Annotated in this window: 17 protein-coding genes; 8 read left to right on the top strand and 9 right to left on the bottom strand. The window is 76.5% G+C overall.

Going from position 1 to position 17,644, the window contains the following annotated elements:
• Positions 1 to 70: 70 nt before the first annotated feature.
• From AC5K6T_RS22335 to AC5K6T_RS22350, 4 genes are all read right to left on the bottom strand, one after another.
• Positions 71 to 643, bottom strand: coding sequence for a hypothetical protein (locus AC5K6T_RS22335; protein WP_493211579.1), 573 nt, complete (start codon positions 641 to 643; stop codon positions 71 to 73).
• The gene (locus AC5K6T_RS22340; RefSeq protein WP_493211580.1) at positions 627 to 1,118 is read right to left on the bottom strand and encodes an RNA polymerase sigma factor; all 492 of its coding nucleotides are present in this window, start codon (positions 1,116 to 1,118) and stop codon (positions 627 to 629) included. The genes AC5K6T_RS22335 and AC5K6T_RS22340 overlap by 17 nt, the downstream gene beginning before the upstream one ends.
• A gap of 221 nt (positions 1,119 to 1,339) precedes the next feature.
• A complete protein-coding gene (locus AC5K6T_RS22345) occupies positions 1,340 to 2,026 on the bottom strand; it encodes a class F sortase (protein WP_493211581.1) in 687 nt (228 codons plus the stop codon).
• Positions 2,023 to 2,430: a sortase-dependent protein gene (locus tag AC5K6T_RS22350; RefSeq protein WP_493212180.1), complete on the bottom strand. Its 408-nt coding sequence runs from the start codon at positions 2,428 to 2,430 to the stop codon at positions 2,023 to 2,025. The genes AC5K6T_RS22345 and AC5K6T_RS22350 overlap by 4 nt, the downstream gene beginning before the upstream one ends.
• A 444-nt stretch (positions 2,431 to 2,874) precedes the next feature.
• Between AC5K6T_RS22350 and AC5K6T_RS22355 the strand changes: the two genes are divergently transcribed.
• Positions 2,875 to 3,303, top strand: a complete 429-nt coding sequence (locus AC5K6T_RS22355; protein ID WP_493211582.1) for a luciferase domain-containing protein — start codon at positions 2,875 to 2,877, stop codon at positions 3,301 to 3,303.
• Here AC5K6T_RS22355 and AC5K6T_RS22360 read toward each other — a convergent pair.
• A complete protein-coding gene (locus AC5K6T_RS22360) occupies positions 3,275 to 4,198 on the bottom strand; it encodes a Dyp-type peroxidase (protein WP_493211583.1) in 924 nt (307 codons plus the stop codon). The genes AC5K6T_RS22355 and AC5K6T_RS22360 overlap by 29 nt on opposite strands.
• 201 nt (positions 4,199 to 4,399) lie before the next feature.
• Between AC5K6T_RS22360 and AC5K6T_RS22365 the strand changes: the two genes are divergently transcribed.
• Complete coding sequence (locus AC5K6T_RS22365; RefSeq protein ID WP_493211585.1) at positions 4,400 to 4,930, top strand: hypothetical protein; 531 nt, start codon at positions 4,400 to 4,402, stop codon at positions 4,928 to 4,930.
• A gap of 157 nt (positions 4,931 to 5,087) precedes the next feature.
• Here AC5K6T_RS22365 and AC5K6T_RS22370 read toward each other — a convergent pair whose 3' ends face one another.
• Positions 5,088 to 6,050, bottom strand: a complete 963-nt coding sequence (locus AC5K6T_RS22370) for a nucleoside hydrolase (protein WP_493211586.1) — start codon at positions 6,048 to 6,050, stop codon at positions 5,088 to 5,090.
• Positions 6,051 to 6,478: 428 nt separating this feature from the next.
• Between AC5K6T_RS22370 and AC5K6T_RS22375 the strand changes: the two genes are divergently transcribed.
• Positions 6,479 to 7,309 (top strand): hypothetical protein, encoded by an 831-nt coding sequence (locus tag AC5K6T_RS22375; RefSeq protein WP_493211588.1) that lies wholly within the window; start codon positions 6,479 to 6,481, stop codon positions 7,307 to 7,309.
• A gap of 157 nt (positions 7,310 to 7,466) precedes the next feature.
• Here the strand turns inward: AC5K6T_RS22375 and AC5K6T_RS22380 are convergent, their stop codons facing one another.
• Entirely contained in the window at positions 7,467 to 8,135 is a 669-nt protein-coding gene (locus tag AC5K6T_RS22380) for a GAF and ANTAR domain-containing protein (RefSeq protein ID WP_493211590.1), read from the bottom strand.
• 469 nt (positions 8,136 to 8,604) lie between these two features.
• Positions 8,605 to 9,948, bottom strand: coding sequence for a helix-turn-helix domain-containing protein (locus AC5K6T_RS22385; protein ID WP_493211592.1), 1,344 nt, complete (start codon positions 9,946 to 9,948; stop codon positions 8,605 to 8,607).
• A 180-nt stretch (positions 9,949 to 10,128) separates the two neighbouring features.
• Here AC5K6T_RS22385 and AC5K6T_RS22390 point away from each other — a divergent pair, with 180 nt between their 5' ends.
• Complete coding sequence (locus AC5K6T_RS22390) at positions 10,129 to 11,595, top strand: M64 family metallopeptidase (RefSeq protein WP_493211594.1); 1,467 nt, start codon at positions 10,129 to 10,131, stop codon at positions 11,593 to 11,595.
• Between the two features lie 116 nt (positions 11,596 to 11,711).
• Complete coding sequence (locus AC5K6T_RS22395) at positions 11,712 to 11,936, top strand: hypothetical protein (protein WP_493211596.1); 225 nt, start codon at positions 11,712 to 11,714, stop codon at positions 11,934 to 11,936.
• A gap of 29 nt (positions 11,937 to 11,965) precedes the next feature.
• Here AC5K6T_RS22395 and AC5K6T_RS22400 read toward each other — a convergent pair whose 3' ends face one another.
• Entirely contained in the window at positions 11,966 to 13,180 is a 1,215-nt protein-coding gene (locus AC5K6T_RS22400; protein ID WP_493211598.1) for a PP2C family protein-serine/threonine phosphatase, read from the bottom strand.
• A gap of 199 nt (positions 13,181 to 13,379) precedes the next feature.
• Between AC5K6T_RS22400 and AC5K6T_RS22405 the strand changes: the two genes are divergently transcribed.
• From AC5K6T_RS22405 to AC5K6T_RS22415, 3 genes are all read left to right on the top strand, one after another.
• Positions 13,380 to 13,826, top strand: a complete 447-nt coding sequence (locus AC5K6T_RS22405; RefSeq protein ID WP_493211600.1) for a hypothetical protein — start codon at positions 13,380 to 13,382, stop codon at positions 13,824 to 13,826.
• 507 nt (positions 13,827 to 14,333) lie between these two features.
• Positions 14,334 to 15,293, top strand: coding sequence for a hypothetical protein (locus AC5K6T_RS22410; protein ID WP_493211602.1), 960 nt, complete (start codon positions 14,334 to 14,336; stop codon positions 15,291 to 15,293).
• A gap of 373 nt (positions 15,294 to 15,666) precedes the next feature.
• A complete protein-coding gene (locus AC5K6T_RS22415; protein WP_493211604.1) occupies positions 15,667 to 17,604 on the top strand; it encodes an FUSC family protein in 1,938 nt (645 codons plus the stop codon).
• The last annotated feature ends 40 nt before the right edge of the window (positions 17,605 to 17,644 follow it).

Genomic DNA, 17,644 nt, shown 5'->3' on the forward strand with positions numbered 1-17,644 from the left:
CGCCCGGACACCGGGCGGGACGGCACGGGTGGAGCGGCGGCAGTGCCCCGGCGCGGGGCGGGCGCGGCGGTCAGGGTGTCGGCGGCACCGTCCTGGTCGGGATCGGGCTCGGGACGTCCGCGGGCCCGGAGCCGGCGGCCGGGGCCGCGGACGTACGGTCGGCGGGTGAGGCCGAGAGAGCGTCGCCACCCGCCGCCGACGGGCCTCCCGTACGGCTCTCGGAGGGGGTGGCCGGGCCCGGCCGGTAGGTCCGGCCGCCCGGGGCGCGTGACTCCTCGGCGCGCGGCGTCGGTTCCCCGGCCGGGCCGGACGGGGCCGGGGAGGGACGTACGGGCGACGGGCCGGGTGAGCCGGTGGGCGGGGCGGAGGAACCCGGCGCGGGCGGCGGGGCGAGCGGGGGTGCCGGACGGGCCGGGGCGTCCGGGCCCGTCAGGGCGAGGGGCAGCGCGGCGAGGGCCAGCGCGGCGCAGGTCAGGGCCGCCCCGGCGGCCGTGCGCAGCAGTCGGCGGCGGGACGCGGCACGGCGGACCGTCTCGAACCGGCCGGCGGGCGGGGCGAGCCGGTCGGCGGGCGGGCCGAGGAGCACCGTGAACGGGTCGTCGGGGCCGAACTCCCCCTCGTCGCCGTCAAAGCGAGTGGTCAACGCTTCTCCTCAGGTGGACGCGGAGCAGTTCGCGGGCCGCGTGCAGGTCGGCCTTGACGGTTCCTTCCTTACGCCCGGTCAGCGCGGACACCTCCCGGATCGGCATGTCGGCGTAATAGTGCAGCAGGATCGGTATGCGCAGCCGGTCGGGAAGGGCCTGGACCAGCAGCCGCACGGAGGGGTCGGCCGGTTCGGCGGGGCCCCGCACCGCCGCCTCGTGCGTCACCTGCCGCATGGCCCTGCGCTCGCGCTCCAGTCTGCGCCAGTGGTCCCGGACGAGGTTGGCCGCGGTGACGTAGAGGAAGCCGCGCGGCTCCTCCACCCGCGTCCAGCGCGCCCACAGTCTGGTGAACGCCTCGGAGGCCATCTCGTGGGCGGTCTCGTCGTCGTCGACGAGACGCCGGCACCAGCCGGCGAGACGCGGGTACAGGGCGGCGAACAGCTCCGCCGCCGCCTCGTCGCGGGACCGTTTCAACGCTCTCCAGGGTCGTGAGGGCACCGGCCAAGCATGCCGGTGGGCCGGAAGGGCCTCCGGCACCGTCGGGCCCCGGCCGGGAGCCGGGCCCCGACGGGAGTGACGCCGGACGGGGGTGGTGCCGGACGGGGGTGGTGCCGGACGGGGGTGGTGCCGGACGGGTTGGTGCCGGACGGGCACGGGACGCGGTGCGGGATGCCGGAGGGTGCCGGGGAGGGCGGTCAGCCGGTGGCGTCCGTACCGCCGGGGGCTCCCGTGCCGTCCGCCAGGACGGCGAAGGCGATCACGTTGTCCCGGTACCCGTCCGCGCCGCGCGGCCCGCCGCAGGTGATCAGCCGCAGCTCCGGCCGGGCCACGTCGCCGTAGACGTCGTCCGCCGGGAACGCGGCCTTGCGGACGGTCCGTACGACGGTCACGGCGAACTCCGTGGTCCGGCCGCTCGCCGCGGTCACCTCGATCCGGTCCCCGGGCCGCAGCCGGTCCAGACGGCGGAACACACCGTCCCCGTACGCGCCGACGGTGACGTGGCCGAGGAGCACCGACGGCCCGGTCCGGCCCGGTACCGGCGAGTGCCGGTACCAGCCCGCGCGGTCGTGCGCGGTCACCGGCGGCACCTGCACCCCGCCGTCCGCGTCCAGCCCGAGCCGCATCACCGGGGTGTCGACGCCGGCCGCCGGAATCCGCAGCCGCACCGGCTCCGCACCCGGCCGTGCCGGGCCGGTGCCGGAGCGGGCCGGCCGGTCGGCGCCGCCCTGTCCGGCGGCCCGGGAGCCGCCGCCGGCCGCGCCGGCCGAACGGGCCGGGCCGGCCGGCCGGTCACCGCCGGCGTCCCCGCCCGCGCCCGCGCAGCCCGCGAGGAGCACGGCCGCGCACACCGGCGCGACCGCCCGCCCGAGGACCTGCCTCACGCCCCGCTCGCCCGCCGGCGGCGTACGACGAAGGCGACCGTGCCGCCCGCGGCGAGCACCGCCGCCGCAGCACCGCCGACCGCGCCGGCCGTGCCGGAACCGTCCGGGGACACCGCGCCGGTGTCGGGCGCGCCGCGCGGGACGACGGACACCTGGCCGCCCTCCGGGACGCGGGTCGGCACGGGTGACGCCGCCTCACGCGGCACGTCGCTCTCGGCCGGCACGGCGGACGGCACCGCGCTCTCGGAGGGCGCCGGCCGGGCGGTGGGGTCGGACTGCGGCGGCTTGCTCTCGCTCGGCCGCACGCTGGGGACCGGGGAGGCGGTCTCGGCGACGGCGGCGCCGCCTCCCGCCAGTACGGCGGCACAGGCAACGGCCAGGGCGCCCAGCACGGTTCGTCGCATGGTCTTCGCTCTCTCTCGTTCGTCCTCGTCGGTCATGGACCCGTCGGTGAACAACCCGCCGGTGCGGGACCCGCCGGTGCGGGACCCGCCGGTGCGGGACCCGCCGGTGCGGGACCCGCCGGTGCGGGACCCGCCGGTGCGGGACCCGCCGGTGCGGGACCCGCCGGTGGGGCGCCCGGTGAAGGAGCGGTCGCCCGTGGGCTGTCGGTGACGGACCGAGCGGAGAGACGAGCCGGCCCGGCACCGGGTTGTAAAGAGCAGGCAAAGAGCGCGGGGACCGGGGGCGGACGCGCCGGACCGGACCGGCCCGCTGTCCGTGACGGGACGGTTTCACCGGACATGCCCGGCGAGAACCGGCCGAGGCAGCCGAAAACGCTCCTCACGGCCGGGTTACGGAACGCTCAACCTCTGGTGTCCGAGCGGTAAGAGGGCAACCATGGAGCCATGACCCTTGCCCAGCGCGCCCGGGAACGCCTCACGCTCTGGCCGGACCTCACCGCGGGTCCGGCGGACTGCGGCACGGGCCAGGCACTCCGCTCCCGGCACGGCGAGATCGTCCACTTCCACACCGGCCACGACGTCGACCTCCACCTGACCGACCGGGCTCTTCGGCGCGTCGCCGCGGGCCTCGGGGCGTCCACGGCGATCCGGCTGGTGCCGGGCTCGCGGTGGGTGACCGTGCACCTCGACTGCGACGCGGACGTCGACCTGCTGCTGAGCCTGGTCAGTGTCGCCCTCAAGGCCCAGCAGACGGAGGAGCTGCGGGCGGGCGGCGACGGGTGCAACCTGAACCGCGTCACCGTGCTGCCCCGGCAGTCGGACGCCCCCGCCGCCTCCGGACCCCTCAGTCTCCGCGCCGGCCGAGGCCGTTGAGGAACTCCGCCGGCGGCACGAAGAAGCGGGTGCCGGTCACCGGGCGGGAGAAGTCCAGCAGCGGGTCCGGTCCGGTTTCCGCCGTGCCCAGGAACATCCGGCGCAGCATCGTGTCCGTGATCTCCGGGTCGCGGGCGTAGGCGATGAAGTACGTGCCGAACTCGCCGTGTCCGGGCCTGCCGAACGGCATCGCGCCGCGCAGGATCTCGCGGTCGGTGCCGTCCGGCGCGGAGAGGGAGTTGACGTCGACGTGCGAACCGGGGGCGGACAGCTCCAGATTGCTCAGCTTGCCGCGGCCCACGACGCGTTCCTGCTCCTCCACGGTCAGCTTCTCCCAGCCGTCCACGTCATGGAGGTACTTCTGCACCACGGCGTGACTGCCGCCCGCGTACAGCGGGTCCTCGTCCCCGACGAGCGCGACCCGTGCGGCCGCCGCACCCACGGGGTTCTCCGTGCCGTCCACGAAACCCAGCAGGTTGCGCGAGTCGAGGTAGGTGAAGGCCTGCACCTCGTCCTCGACGGCGGCGGCGTCGCCGAGGCCGCGGACGAGTTCCGCGCAGAGCGCGAAGCACAGGTCGGGGCGGTCGGCGCGGAGGTGGAACAGCAGGTCGCCCGGGGTGGACACGGCCCGGTGGCGAGGACCGGCCAGCTCACGGAAGGGGTGCAGCCCGGCCGGGCGCCGGGCACCGCCGGTGATCCGCTCCCAGGCGTCGGCGCCGATCCCGGTGACACAGCTCAGCCGCCCCTGGGGATGCCCGAACCCGACGGCGCGCGCCAGACCCGCCGACTCGGACAGCAGTGCCCGGGTCCGGGCCTCTCCGCCGGGTTTCACCGTGACCACGAGGAACGTCGCGGCAGCGGTCGGCGGTGCCGGCACCGGCTGTGACATCGACATGAGCCCTCCCTGAGCGGCCGCCGCCCGACGGCTCTCCCCGCCATGACGCTACGGACCGGCAGGCCCTCGCGGCAGTGCGCGCGGGGGGCGCGACGCAGCACGGCCCCGGCGGCACGCCGTCCCGTCCGTGCGGCAGGCGGTGCACCGTACGGACGCCCCGGCATGCGTCGGTGCGCCCCGCGCCCTTCACTGGAGAGGACCGTGCAGACCTCTGGAGGCGACATGCCGGGTTTCCTCACCCGTCGGGCGGCGGGCGCCGCGCTGGTTCTGGCCGGGCTGGCGGCCGTGTCCGTGACGGGCTGCTCGGACGACGACAGCCCGTCCTCGTCCGTGAGCAGGGCCGCCTCGGCGGTGGAGTCGGTGGCGTCGGCGGTGCAGTCCGCCGCGTCCGACGCTCCGGAGGTGCTGGCGTCGGCGACCGCGGAGGTGGGGCGGCGCTTCGACGACATCACGGGCGGCGCCGACGTCAGCGACGACGTGCAGCTCGACCTGCCGTCGAAGGACTCCGACGGCCGGGCCACGGTCGTGGTGAGCGTGGTCAACACGGCGGGCTCCACCAAGTCCTTCGTGGTCCAGGTGAACTTCACCGACCAGAACGGCAACCTCCTCGACGCGGTGGTCCTCACGCTGCCCGACGTGCCGTCCGGGGAGACCGAGGAGGGCACCGCGCGCAGCAACCGCGCGCTGTCCGGCACGGTGAAGGCCGAGGTGGCCCGCGCCGTCCGCTACTGAGCCCGGCCCGGGGACACCGCCCCCTCCGCTCCGCGGAGCCGCCCCCGCGAGGCGGGGCGGCTCCCCCTCGCGGGCGTGCCGCGTGCGGAACGTGCTCGTGCCGGCGTCACGCACTGCCGTGGGCCGGAGCGGACCCCACCGGCCGGCCGGGAGGTGCTCAGCGTTCCACGGCCGACAGGTACAGCGCGACGTAACGCTCGACGTCGACGTCCAACGCGACGTCGACGAGGGCCTGTTCGCGGCCACCGCCGTGGATCTCGGCCTCGCCGGGCCGGGCCCGCAGGTCCACCACGGTCTGCCCGCGGGTCGGGCCGGGCCCGAGGGCCACCTCCACGGGGAGCAGACGGGTGGTCAGGCCGGCCGGGTCGGCGACCGCGCACACCGCTCCCGCGTCCCCGATGCCGCCCGCCGGGTCGTCGCCGTCCTCGTCGGGGGTGGCCGGACGGTGGCTCAGCAGCTCGCCCGCCAGCCGTGCCCCCGGCTCGTCACTGGCCCGCAGCCGCCGCACGTCCGGCCCCGGCACCAGGACCCGCTGGAACACGTCGAGCCCGTACATGGTGATCGGCACCCCGGCGGTGAGCAGCACCGCGGCCGCCTCCGGGTCGTGCCACACGTTGAACTCGGCGACCGGGGTGGCGTTCCCGCAGGCCACCGCGCCGCCCATGAACACGATCCGCTCGATGTTCCGGACGACCTCGGGGTGGGTGCGCAGCAGCAGCGCGACGTTCGTCAGCGGGGCGGTCGGGACGAGGGTGACCGGCCGGGGGCAGGCCAGGATCTCGCGGCGCAGCAGCGACACCGCGTCCAGATCGACCGGGTTCCGGGTGGGGGCGGGCAGTCCCAGGTCGCCCATCCCGTCCTCCCCGTGCACGTGCCGCGCCGACCGGGCCGGTTCGATCAGCGGCCGCTCGGCACCGCGCGCGACGGGGATGTCGGGGGCACCCGCCCGCTCCAGCACGACGAGCGTGTTGCGTACCACGCCGTCTACTCCGGTGTTCCCGGCGACGCAGGTGACGGCCCGCAGATCGAGCCCCGGGTGCCGGACGGCGAAGAGCAGCGCGAGGGCGTCGTCGACCCCCGTGTCGCAGTCGATGATCACCGGGATGGGCTGACCGGTCACGGCGGGCTCCTCTCACCGGGCCCGGCGGGGGGCCCTGCGCACGGCTCCTACGCCGGCGACCCTACGCGGATCCGGCCGCCCCGTCCCCCGCCCACGCGCACGGCGGGCACGCGTGTCACCCGGCACAGCGCAGCGGAACGAGGACCACCGGAACGAAGGCCACCGGAACGAGGGCCACCGGACGCGGCGGCGCAGCAGAGTGGCGCAGCACGGCGGCGCAGGACAGCACAGCACGGCGCACTGCACGGCGGCGCGGGGGCCGCCGGACTCGGCCGCGAAGGGGCGACCGGGCACGGCGGCGAGGGGGCGACCGGGCACGGCGGCGGTCACGGTGATCACCCGGACGGGTCGCCGCACTGGTGAGAGGCGCGGGGCAATGGTGCCGTTGAGCTACGTTCCCGCCGCAAGTCCCCTCGGAGGCAGCCCCGATGACCCGCCCCGCGTTCCCGAGCGCCCTTGTCGTCGCCCTGCTGTGCGCGGGCGCGCTGACCGCCACCACGTCGTGTTCCACGCTCGGCCTGGACGCCCGGCGGGAGACCACCGGGCCCGCCGCCGCGGCGAGCGCCGCCGCCAAGCCCGCGGAACCGAGCGTGCCCGCCTCCGCCGCGCCCGCGCTGACCGAGGCCCAGGCACAGGCGGCGCTGGTCGGCCCGGCCGATCTGGGCGAGCAGTGGGCGCCGACGCAGGGCGCGGCGACCTGGCGGGACGCGTTCCTGAAGGCGAAGGCGGAGCAGCCGGACTGTGGGCGGCTGCTGGACGCGCTGTACGCGGACGAGCTGCTCGGCGCCCCGGCCCGGGCGGTCGTGGGCCTGGACGACGGCTGGGACGGCGCGCAGTTGCGCCACCAGGTCACCGCGCGGCCCCCCGCGGAGGTGGACGAGGCCCTGGCCTGGCTGGGGACGCTGCCGCGGAAGTGCGCCCGCTTCACCGCGGCCTCCTCCCGCGGCACCCGGCTGGCGGTCACGGTCGGGGACGGCGCGCTGCCCGAGAGCGGGGACGCCCGGCAGGGCCTGCTGGTCACGGTCAGCGAGACCTTCGAGGACGGCGGGCCGGGGCCGGACGGCGAGGACGGCGAGGACGGCGGAGGCGAGCCGGTCACGCTGTTCCTGCGCACCGCCGCCGTCCGGGTCGGCGAGGACGCCTTCACGGTCGTCACCGGCGGGCTGACGGAGATGGGCCCCGAGGCGCTGACGGCGACGGTGGTTCTGGGGGCGCAGCGGCTGGCCGCGGTCCGCAGGCAGGGCCGCGTGGAGGTGTAGGGCGCGGCGCGCCCCCGACGCGCGGCGGACCGTCCGCGGCCGCACGGCGCCGGGCGGCGCCGGGCGGCGTGGCCCACCCGCACCGCGCGGACGGCGCGGCACGCGGCGCCCGTCCCCGGCGGGACGTCCTCGGGGCGGCCCGTCCCCGGGCGGCGGCTCACGCGTCCAGCCGTACTCTGCGGCCGACCACGTCCCGGGCCGCCTCGGGCAGGGTGCGGCCGCGGGCGAAGGCATGGGCGCGCAGCCGGGCGAGCGCCTCGTCGGCGGCGACCCGCAGACCGCCCATGATCATGCCGACGGCCTGGTGCACGGGGTCGTGCCCGGCGGCCAGCTCACCGAGCCAGGGCTGCTCCGGTCCGGTGCCGTCCTCGTCGCCGGGCCGCAGACCGGTCAGCGTCAGGGTGACGACTCCGGCCAGGGACTGCGCCGTGAGCAGGTCGCGGCCGCTCAGCGGGCCGGACCCGGCGGCGCACAGGTCGAGGGTGCCGACGCAGCAGGGGCCGCAGCCGAGCGGCAGCGCGGTCAGGGCGCGCACCCCGGCGGCGACAGCCAGCGGCGCGAACACCGGCCAGCGCGCGGCGTCCGCCCCCTCCGCGAGGTCCACGGCCGGCACCGTCGCACCCGTCCGCGCGGCGAGCAGTGACGGCCCCTCGCCGAGGGTGGCCTGCAGTTCCATCACCCGCACGGCCCGCTCCCCGGTACCTGCCAGCGGCACGGGCATGCCGTCCCCGTACAGCATTACTCCCGCGCAGTTCACCGGCAGCAGGCGGACGGCGAGGTCGCACAGCCGGGCCGTCATCTCCCCGGGGTCGTCGGTGCGCCCCATCGCGGGTCCCTCCTCCCGGACGTCTCTCACCTGCGTCGGCGGGGACCGGGGGCGGGGTCACCCGCGCGCGGACGCCGTCCGGCTACCCGTGGCACGCGAGCCGAAACGACGACGCCCGTCGCGGCGGGGCGAGGCGGGGGGTGCAGGGCGAGGCCGGGCGGGGTGGTTGGTGCAGGGGGCCGGTCCGGCCGCACACCGGGACCGGGCGGGGCGGGGCCGCCCACCGAGGCCGGACCGTCCGGGCCCGGCACGAAGGCCGGGCGGCGCGGGGCCGACACGAAGGCCGGACCGCACGAGGCCGACACAAAGGCCGGACCGCACGAGGCCGACACAAAGGCCGGACCGCACGAGGCCGACACGAAGGCCGGACCGCGCGAGGCCGACACGAAGGCCGGACCGCACGAGGCCGACACGAAGGCCGGACCGCGCGGGGCCGGGGCTCCCGGGAGACCCGGCCCCGCGCGACCGCTCACAGCGGAGGCTGGGCGGGGGCGGGGCCGAGGGTGGTGGTGCCGGGGGCGGTACGGTGCCCGAGGCCGGTCCGGTAGGCGTCGAGGGCGGCCTCCACGCGTCCGGCGCGCCGCAGCAGGTCCCCGAGCAGCCGGCACAGGTCGGCCAGGTCCCCGGCGGCGCCGGCCCGCTCCAGCAGGCTGAGGGCGCGTACGTAGTGCTCCTCCGCGGCCTCGGTGTCGCGGGTGTCCTCGGCGATGATGCCGAGGAGGCGGTGTGCGGCGGCCGCGTGCACCGCCCCCCGCTCCGGCGAGAGGTCGCCGAGCACTCCGCGCAGCAGCTCGCCGGCCTCCCCGGACTTGCCGAGCCGGTGCAGGACGTCGGCGAGTTCGACGGCGACCTGGCTGCGGTAGAGGGCGGAGCGGCGCGCGGCGAGCATCTCCTGGGCGGCCCGCAGCTCGTGCTCGGCCTTCTCCAGTTCGCCGTTCTGCGCGTACACGTAGCCGCGCATCCAGTGGCAGTTGGCGAGCTCGGTGCGGATCTTCAGCTGCCGGTACATCTCGGCGGCCTTGGCGAGTGAGGCGTCGGCCTCGGCGACGCGGCCCTCGGCGAGCAGTGTGCGGGCGACGGAGCGGTGCATGCGGGCCACCAGCGCCGGGTCGCCGGCCTGCGGGGCGAGGGCGAGCGCGAACTCGGCGGCCTGCGCGGCGCGGGCGTGCGCGCCCATGTCCATGTAGGGCGCGATGGCGCCGGTGTAGAGCAGCAGCAGCGCGTCGGGGTCGTGCAGGCCGCCCCGGTTGAGCTCGTCGAGGGTGGACTCCAGCAGGTAGACGGCGTAGCGCAGTTCACCGGCGAGGTAGTGGGCGACGGCCCGGCCGCGCAGGGCGGGGACCCGGGCGGGCAGCGGCCTGCCGTCCAGGGTGTGCTCGGCCCGCTCGAAGTGCTCCCGGGCGGCGGCGATGTCCCCGGTGTCGAGGCCGCACTCGCCGAGGCCGAGCAGCGCGGTGGCCTGTTCGTCGACGAGGCCGTGGGCCTCGGCCTGTGCCAGCAGCTCGGCGTAGAGCGCGGCGGCCTCCTCGGCGTCCCCGGTGGCGAGGGTGCGCTGCGCCTCGGTGAGCCTCAGCCGCAGGTCGGTGGCGAGCCGGGCGGGCCTGCCGGTGGCGAGCTCCTCGAACGCGACGTCGAGCCGCTCGGCGAGGTGGCGCAGCGCCTCGTCGGAGGGCCGCACCCGGCCGGCCTCCAGGGTGGAGATGTAGGCGGGCGTATAGGCGGGCTCGGCCAACTGCTTCTGGGTCAGGCCGCGTTCGTGCCGCAGCCGCTGCACGCGCCGGCCGATGGTCTCGGGGTCGTCCCGCTCAGGCATGCGCTTCATCATGCCAGTAAGTCCACTTATCACCAGACTCCTTGACGATCAGGTACGTCAACTCCCGCTCGACTCTTGTGCGTTGACTACCAACCCCTCTAACTTAATCAGCCACTTAAGCATATTTAACTCGCTGCTTTCGAGGGGTTCGCAGTGCTCAGACACCCAAGGACACGGTGGTTGACGTCGCTCGGCACGACCCTGGCCGCGACGGCGGCCCTGCTCGCGGCCGGACCCGCCGCCCAGGCCGGCGCCGTACCCGGACCCCGGACGGCCGGCACGGCCGGGACGGCCCCGGCCACCCCGGCGCCCCCGGCCGTCCCGGCCACCGGGGCGACCGGCGCGACCGGGGCCACCGGCACGACCGGGGCGACCGGGGCGACCGGGGCGACCGGGGCACGTCCGGCCGCACAACCGGCCGCGCACCCCGCCGGAGCCGGCTCCCACGAGGTCGAGTACTTCCCGGGCCCGCACGGCAGACCCCGCCACGTCGAGGTGCCGGACCGCCCCCGCCACCCCGCCACCGCCACCCCGCGCGGCCCCTCCGCCCGGGACACCGCGGACACCCCGGTGCGCGCCTTCCAGCGGACCGGCCCGGCCTCCGCCCGCCTCGACCTGGTGGTCATCGGGGACGGCTACCCGGCCGACCGGCAGAAGGACTTCGCCGAGGACGCCCGTCGGTCGCTGGAGGCGGTCTTCGCGATCGAGCCGTACCGCAGCTACCGGGGCCTGTTCAACATCTGGCTGGTGGAGGCCGCCTCGGCGGATTCGGGCGTGAGCGGCGACCCCACCGCCGACGTCACCCGCGACACCGCCCTGGGCTCGTCCTTCTTCTGCGAGGACATCGAGCGCCTGCTCTGCGTCGACACCGACGCGGTCACCGGCTACGCGCGCCGCGCCCCCGCGGCGGACATCGTGTTCGTGATCGCCGACTCCGCCAAGTACGGCGGCGCGGGCTACACCTTCGACACCCCGCCGGACGGTGCCGCCTACCGGGGCATCGCCACCATGTCCTCGGACAACCCGTCCTCGTACCTCATCGGCGCCCACGAGCTGGGGCACTCCATAGGCCACCTGGCCGACGAGTACCAGTACGAGGGCTTCGGCCCCTACCCCGGCCCCGAGGCGCCCGACGTCAACCTCTCCACCCGCCGCGACCTGGGCACCACCAAGTGGCACCGCTGGCTGGGCGAGCCGGACCCGACGGGCTCGGCCGTGGGCACGTACGAAGGGGGCGGCTACTACGAGACCGGCGTGTACCGCCCCACCGAGACCTCGATCATGCGGACGCTGGCCTCGACGGAGTTCAACCTGGTCGGCCGCGAGGCCATGATCGCCGGCTTCTACGCCCACGCCGACGCCCTGACCAGCAGCGTCCCGACCACCGCCCCGGTCTCCCGCACCACCCGCCTCACCGTCGCCCTCGCCCCGCTCACCGGTCTGGCCGCACCCCGCGTCACCTGGTACGCGGACGGCCGGCGCGTCGGCCGCGCGACGGACCGCCTCCGGGTCACCCCGGCCGAACTGGGCCTCAGGGGCCGCGGTCCGCACACCGTGCGGGCGACGCTGACGGACGGGTCGCCGTCCCTGCGCGACCCGTCGGCGCGGGCGTCGGCGTCCAACTCCCTGACGTGGATCCTGCGCTGACGATCCGCCCCGCCGGGCGCCCGACCGCCGTCCGCCTCTTCCGGTCGGGCCCCGGAAACCCTAGGTTGGGGAGCGCATTAAGGGTGCTTAACCCGTCGCTGTATTGCGAGGTTGCCGTGCTCGACCGACCGACCGCCCCCTCCGGTCCCCCCTCCGGTCCCCCTGCCCTCACCGGACGCCCCGGACACCCGCCCGCACGCCTCGTCCGCGCGCTCGCCGCGGCGGCCCTCGCGGTGGCCGCGCTCGTCACGGCGTCCTCCGCCGTCCCGAGCGCGACCGCGGCCGACCGCCAGGGCGACCGCGGGGCCGAGGACAGCGCCCCCGCCCGCCCCGGAGAATGACCCGGACCGGGCCGACAGGTCCGGCAGGCTCACCGCGGACGGCCGGCGCGGGTGCGCCGCACGGCGAACACGGTCGTGTCGTCCGCCAGCCGCCCCCCGCTGTGCCGCAGCGTCCCGTCCCGGACGAACGCCACCAGCCGCCCCGGCTCCGCCACCCGCACATCCACGGCGACCGCCGCGGCCACCTCCGCCGCGAGCGGATAGAAGACCCCCTCCCGGTCCCGCGCCTCCGTCACCCCGTCCGTCGTCATCAGCAGTGTCTCCCCGTCCCCGAGAACGACCCTCCGCACCGGCGGCGGCCCCGCCGGGGGCACCAGCTCGGCCAGCCCCAGCGGCAGCGTGTCCCCGGGCGCCAGCTCGCGCACCCCCTGCGGCCCGACGACCAGCGGCGGCTCATGACCAAAGATGATCATGTCCACGGCATCCGGCGGGTCCGGCGGGAACCCCAGCAGGATCGCGGTCGCGAAACGGTCCCCGTCGTGCAGGCCGAGCGCCTCCCGCCGGGCGCGGTGCCGCCGCATCCGCAGCTCCAGCCGCGCGGCGATCGTCCGCAGATCCGCCTCGTGGTACCCGGCCTCACGGAACGTGCCGAGCAGCGCCGCCGCCATGTCGACCGCGGCGAGTCCCTTGCCCTGGACGTCCCCGAGGAGCACCCGCGACCCGTACGGCCCGGGCTGGATGTCGTAGAAGTCGCCCCCGACCCGGGCCTCGGCGTCGGCCGCGAGATGGACGAAGGCGTGGTCGAGCCCCCCGAACCCGGGCGGCAGCGCCCGCAGCACCGTACGGCGGGTGGTGTCGGCGATGGCCCGCATCCGCACCATACGGTTCTCACCGCGCACCCGGACCACACAGACGATGACGGCGAGGATGCCGCCCAGTGCGGCGAGGATCAGATCGGCGAGCCCGGCCTGGTACTGGTCCGGCAGGGCGTTCTCGGCGATGACATAGGTGACCGGGGCCAGCACGGCGTAGACGACGGTGGCGGTGACCCCGCAGATCGCGGCGGCGATTCCCGGCACCAGCACCAGCCAGGACATGATCCGGAAGTTTGCGGGGGTCACGTAGTCGAGGGCGACGATGCCGACGAGCAGCACCAGCGGAGGCACCCAGGCCACACTGCGGTCGCCGACCCTCAGCAGCTGATGCCGGTACGGGACGTCCCGGCGCCGGGCCCGGGGGTAGCGGTCGAGCAGCCGGTGCCCGCCGCTCCGGCCGCTCCCGGGCCGCCCGGCGCCGCCGCTCACGGGTCCCGCGCCGGCACCGCTCACGGGTCCAGCGCCATCACCGCTCACGGCCCCAGCGAAGCACGCCCGCCCCGCCCTCGCATCCGGTCGGCGGCCCGGCCCCCGCCGGGCGGCCACGACCGCCCGGCACCGACTTGCCGTCGGCCTGGCCGGGGTGTGCTCTGGAATCCGGGGGGCGAGGAGAGAGAGGAGTGCTCCCATGGCTCATGCGGCACCCGCGCTCGGCAGGGGCCGCCCGGCCGGCCCGGCCGGACTGCCCGACGTGTTCAGCGCGCGCACCCACGAGATCGCGAACTGGGCGACACCCGTCGCACTCGGACTGGTCTACGGCTACTGGGCCGCGGCCAACAACCGCAGCGGCGGCGCCATCACCGGCTGGAACGTCCTGCTCGGCTTCGTCAGCACCATCGCGTTCATCGTCCTGTGGACCGCCGTACGCATGGCCGCCCCGTTCGTACGGCGCGAGCTGCACGCGGTGCTCTGGGCCGTGTTCGCGGGCTGCGCCTTCGGCTTCCTCTACGCGCAGACCGGCGCGAGCATCCTCCGGTCGGTGGGCATGTCGCTGCCGATCGCGGCCGTCACCTTCGTCGTGCTGTTCTACCGCTACTACACCCACGAGGACGCGGCCGGCCACCGCATCCCCTGACCCCGAAGAACCCACACGCGCACCCCGGCGAACCGGGCACGGCACACACACCCACGCCGGCAGGCCGGGCACACGCACACCCACCCCGGCGGGCCGGGCACGGCACACACACGTGAACCCCGGCGGGCCGGGGTTCACGTTTCCCTCATCCCTCCACTCACCAGGCGACGGAAACCGACTCCCGGTCGCCCGGCGAGGCTCCGGACGCGCTCCGGCTCCAGGAACCCGAGGCGCTCGCCACCGTGGCACCCGCCGCGCTCACGGCGAGGGTTCCGCTCACGAGCAGGACCGCGGTCAGGGTCCGCAGAGCCGGAGTGGTGCGCGTGGTCGGCCTCCTCTCCCCAGAACCAGGAAACACCCGTTCGGGTGAAGCCTCCACCTGAGGCACGAACGCCCAGTTCGGGGCACGCTTCCAGGTCGGCGACCGGCCGGACGGCGCCCTCCGGGGTGCGCCCGTACGGCCGCACCCCGTTCGCGCCCGCCGCCCCAGGCTCCTTGTCTGGAAGCGTGTTCCCCCGCCTCCGCACCGCCCTGTCCGCGGCCCTCATCGCCCTGGCCTGCCTGCTGCTGCCGTTCGGCGCGCTGGCGGCCTGGACGGCGTACGGCCTGGCGGACACCGGGCGCTACGTCCACGCGATGGCGCCGCTGGCCGGCGACCCCGCCGTCCAGGACGCCGTGGCGGACACCGTCGGGGACGGCCTCGCACACGAACTGCACGGGGACACCGAACAGCCCTACCTCCGCGACGCCGTACGGTCCTTCACCGGGACCGCCGCGTTCCGCGCGGGCTGGGACCAGGCCAACCGGTCCGCGCACGACGCCGTACTGCGCGCCCTGCGCGGCGAGGGAACCGGGCCCGTCACCATCGACCTGGCAGCCGTCACGGCCCGCGTGAAGCACCGCCTGACGGCCGATCATGTGCCGCTGGCCCGCCACATCCCCGTCACGCACCGGCAGGTCGCGGTGGTGCCGGCCGGTGAACTGCCACATCTGCGGAAGGGGTTTCAGGTGATGGAGTTCGCCGCCGTATGGCTCCCGGGCGCGGCCGTCCTGCTCGCCGCCGCGGGCATCACCGTGGCCACCTGCCGCCGCCGCGCCGTCACCGCCACGGCCCTCGGCACCGCCCTCGGCGGCGCGCTGCTGGGCGTCGCCGTGGCCGTGGGACGCCACCTCACCGTCTCCGACCTGCCCGAGGGGGTGTCGGCCGCGGCGGCGGGCGCCGTGTACGACGCCCTCACCGAGTCCCTGCGCACGGCGTCCTGGCTGCTGCTGGCCCTCGGCCTCACCGCGGCCGCCGCCACCCGCCTCACCGGCACCGCCGGCCGGCGCAGCCTCACCCCCGCCGCACCCCGGCCCCGCTTCGGCCGGCCGCGCCCGCAGACCCCCGACCCCTCCCGGGGCACCGGGACGCCGCCCCGGCCGGGATACACACCGCACGGCGACGGCCGACCCCACCGGGACCCGTGACGGGGCCCGCCCCGGAGCGCCTCCCTCGGGGCCGACCGGTCCAGCCGCCGTAACCCGGCAGCCGGTGGGCCGGCCGCGCCGGGCACGGGGAACCTCACGCGGATCACGGCAGCGGCTCGGAACGGGCGGCCCGAGACCGACGGCCCGAAACCGACGGCCCGAAACCGACGGATCGGAACGGGCGGATCGGAACGGGCGGATCGGAACGGGCGGATCGGGGCGGGCGGATCGGGGCGGGGCGGGCGGCCCGAGATTCGGCGGATCGAGATCGGCGGATCGAGATCGGCGGATCGAACCCGACGGATCGGAACCACCAGCTCGGAGCGGGTGGCCCGAAACGGGTGGCTCGGAACGGGCGGCTCATAATGGGCGCATGTCCCGCGAGTTCCCCATCGGCCTCACCCCTCCCGACTGGCTGGTGCGGAACCTGCGGCCCCAGCCGGCCGCCCCCGTCAACAAGCCGGCCGCCGCGCGGGCCGCGATCGCGCTGACGCTGCCCCTGGCGCTGGGCCTCGCCGCCGGCCGGCCCGCGTACGGTGCGCTCGCCTCCATGGGCGCCCTGTCCGGGGTCATCGGCGACACCGCGGACGCGTACCGGATGCGCATCCTGAACATCGCCGTCCCGCAGGCCTTCGGCGCGGTCGGCATCACCCTCGGCGCGCTCGCCTACGGGCACGGCTGGACCGCCGTCGCCGCCGTCACCGGCGTCGCCCTGGTCTCCGGGATGATCTCCACGATCGGGGCCGTCGCCTCCGTGTCGGGGCTGTTGCTGCTGCTGAACGCGGTCATCGGGGCGGGTCTGCCGCTGCCCGGCGCGTGGTGGCTGGCGCCGCTGCTGATGTCCGGCGGCGGACTGCTGGTGCTGGCGCTCGCCCTGCTGGCGTGGCCGCTGCGGTCCGGGGTGCCCGAGCGGTCCGCCGTCGCCGACGCCTACCAGGCCGTCGCCGGCCTCCTCGCCGCCTGCGGCACCGGAAGCTACGAGAACGCCCGGCACGCCGTGACCCGGTCGCTGAACGAGTCCTACGACCTGGTGCTCGCCCGGCGCGCCCGCCACCACGGCCGCAGCCCCGAGCTGACCCGGCTGCTCGCCCAGCTGAACTCCCTCATCCCGGTCGTGGAGGCCGCACCGGCCGCCCATCTGCGCGGCGAGCCGCTGCCGCCGCAGGTCCCGCAGGCCGTGGGCCGCCTCGCCGAGGCGGTCCGTGCCGGAACCACCGGGCCGATGCCGCTCGGGCTCCCCGGACCGTCCGACGAGACGAGCCGCGCCCTGGAGCACGCGCTGCGGCACACCGCCGAGGTCGTCACCGCCCCGGACGTCGACCTCCGCGGCATCGACGACCGGCTCGGCCGCCCGGCCGCGCTGCGGGTGCGGGCCGCCCGCGCCGCCCGCAACGTGACGCTCTCCGCGGCGTCCTGGCGCTACGGGCTGCGGCTCGCCCTGTGCATCGGCATCGCCCAGGTGCTGGTGTCGATCATCGACGTGCCGCGCTCGTACTGGGTGGCGCTGACCATCACGTTCGTCCTCAAGCCGGACTTCGGCTCGGTGTTCTCGCGCGCCCTGCTGCGGGCGCTCGGCACCGTGGGCGGGCTGCTGGTCGCGGCGGCCGTGCTCGCGGAGGTGCCGCGCGGCTGGTGGGACGTACCGGTGATGCTCGTACTGGCGCCCCTGATCCCGGTGCTCACCCCGCGCGGGTACGGCTACCAGACCGCGGCGATCACCCCGGTGATCCTGCTGCTGTCGGACACCCTGAACCAGCAGGGCACCGGCCTGCTGCTGCCCCGGCTCGGGGACTCCCTGATGGGCTGCGCGATCGCCCTGGTCGCGGGCTATCTGCTGTGGCCGGAGAGCTGGCACACCCGGGTCGGCGACCGGCTCGCGGACGCCGTCGCGGACACCGCCCGCTATGTGGAGACGGCGTTCGCGCGGCCCGCCGACGCCGGCGGCCGGGCCCGGATGCGGCGGCGCCTGTACCGCGACCTGTCGGTGGTCCGTACGGAGTTCCAGCGCGCGCTGACCGAGCCGCCGCCCACCGGACGGCGGGCCGCGGCCTGGTGGCCGCTGGTCGTCGCCGTGGAGCGGATCGTGGACGCCACGACGGCGGCGCGGGTCCGTGTCCGGCACGGAGCCGCCCCGCCGTCCGAGGCTGAGGTCGCGCAGATCGCCGGGCAGCTGCGGGAGCTGGCGGCGGGCGTCCGCGCGGCGGAGGTCCTGGTCGCCGTCCGCACGGACCTCACGGGCCCGGCGGACAGCGTCCTGGAACCGCTGCGCCACGAGGTCGCGGCGGCACGCGCGATCGCCTCACCGCGCTGAGGCCGCAGCCGCGCCGAGGGCGCAGGACCTCCGGGGACGG

The sequence above is a fragment of the Streptomyces sp. B8-7 genome, assembly GCF_058833805.1.

Bases quoted from the DNA above. Each gene is read 5' to 3' on its own strand.
- AC5K6T_RS22350 (WP_493212180.1), bottom strand. From the start codon at position 2,430: ATGCGACGAACCGTGCTGGGCGCCCTGGCCGTTGCCTGTGCCGCCGTA.
- AC5K6T_RS22355 (WP_493211582.1), top strand. From the start codon at position 2,875: ATGACCCTTGCCCAGCGCGCCCGGGAACGCCTCACGCTCTGGCCGGAC.
- AC5K6T_RS22360 (WP_493211583.1), bottom strand. From the start codon at position 4,198: ATGTCGATGTCACAGCCGGTGCCGGCACCGCCGACCGCTGCCGCGACG.
- AC5K6T_RS22375 (WP_493211588.1), top strand. From the start codon at position 6,479: ATGACCCGCCCCGCGTTCCCGAGCGCCCTTGTCGTCGCCCTGCTGTGC.
- AC5K6T_RS22380 (WP_493211590.1), bottom strand. From the start codon at position 8,135: ATGGGGCGCACCGACGACCCCGGGGAGATGACGGCCCGGCTGTGCGAC.
- AC5K6T_RS22385 (WP_493211592.1), bottom strand. From the start codon at position 9,948: ATGCCTGAGCGGGACGACCCCGAGACCATCGGCCGGCGCGTGCAGCGG.
- AC5K6T_RS22405 (WP_493211600.1), top strand. From the start codon at position 13,380: ATGGCTCATGCGGCACCCGCGCTCGGCAGGGGCCGCCCGGCCGGCCCG.
- AC5K6T_RS22415 (WP_493211604.1), top strand. From the start codon at position 15,667: ATGTCCCGCGAGTTCCCCATCGGCCTCACCCCTCCCGACTGGCTGGTG.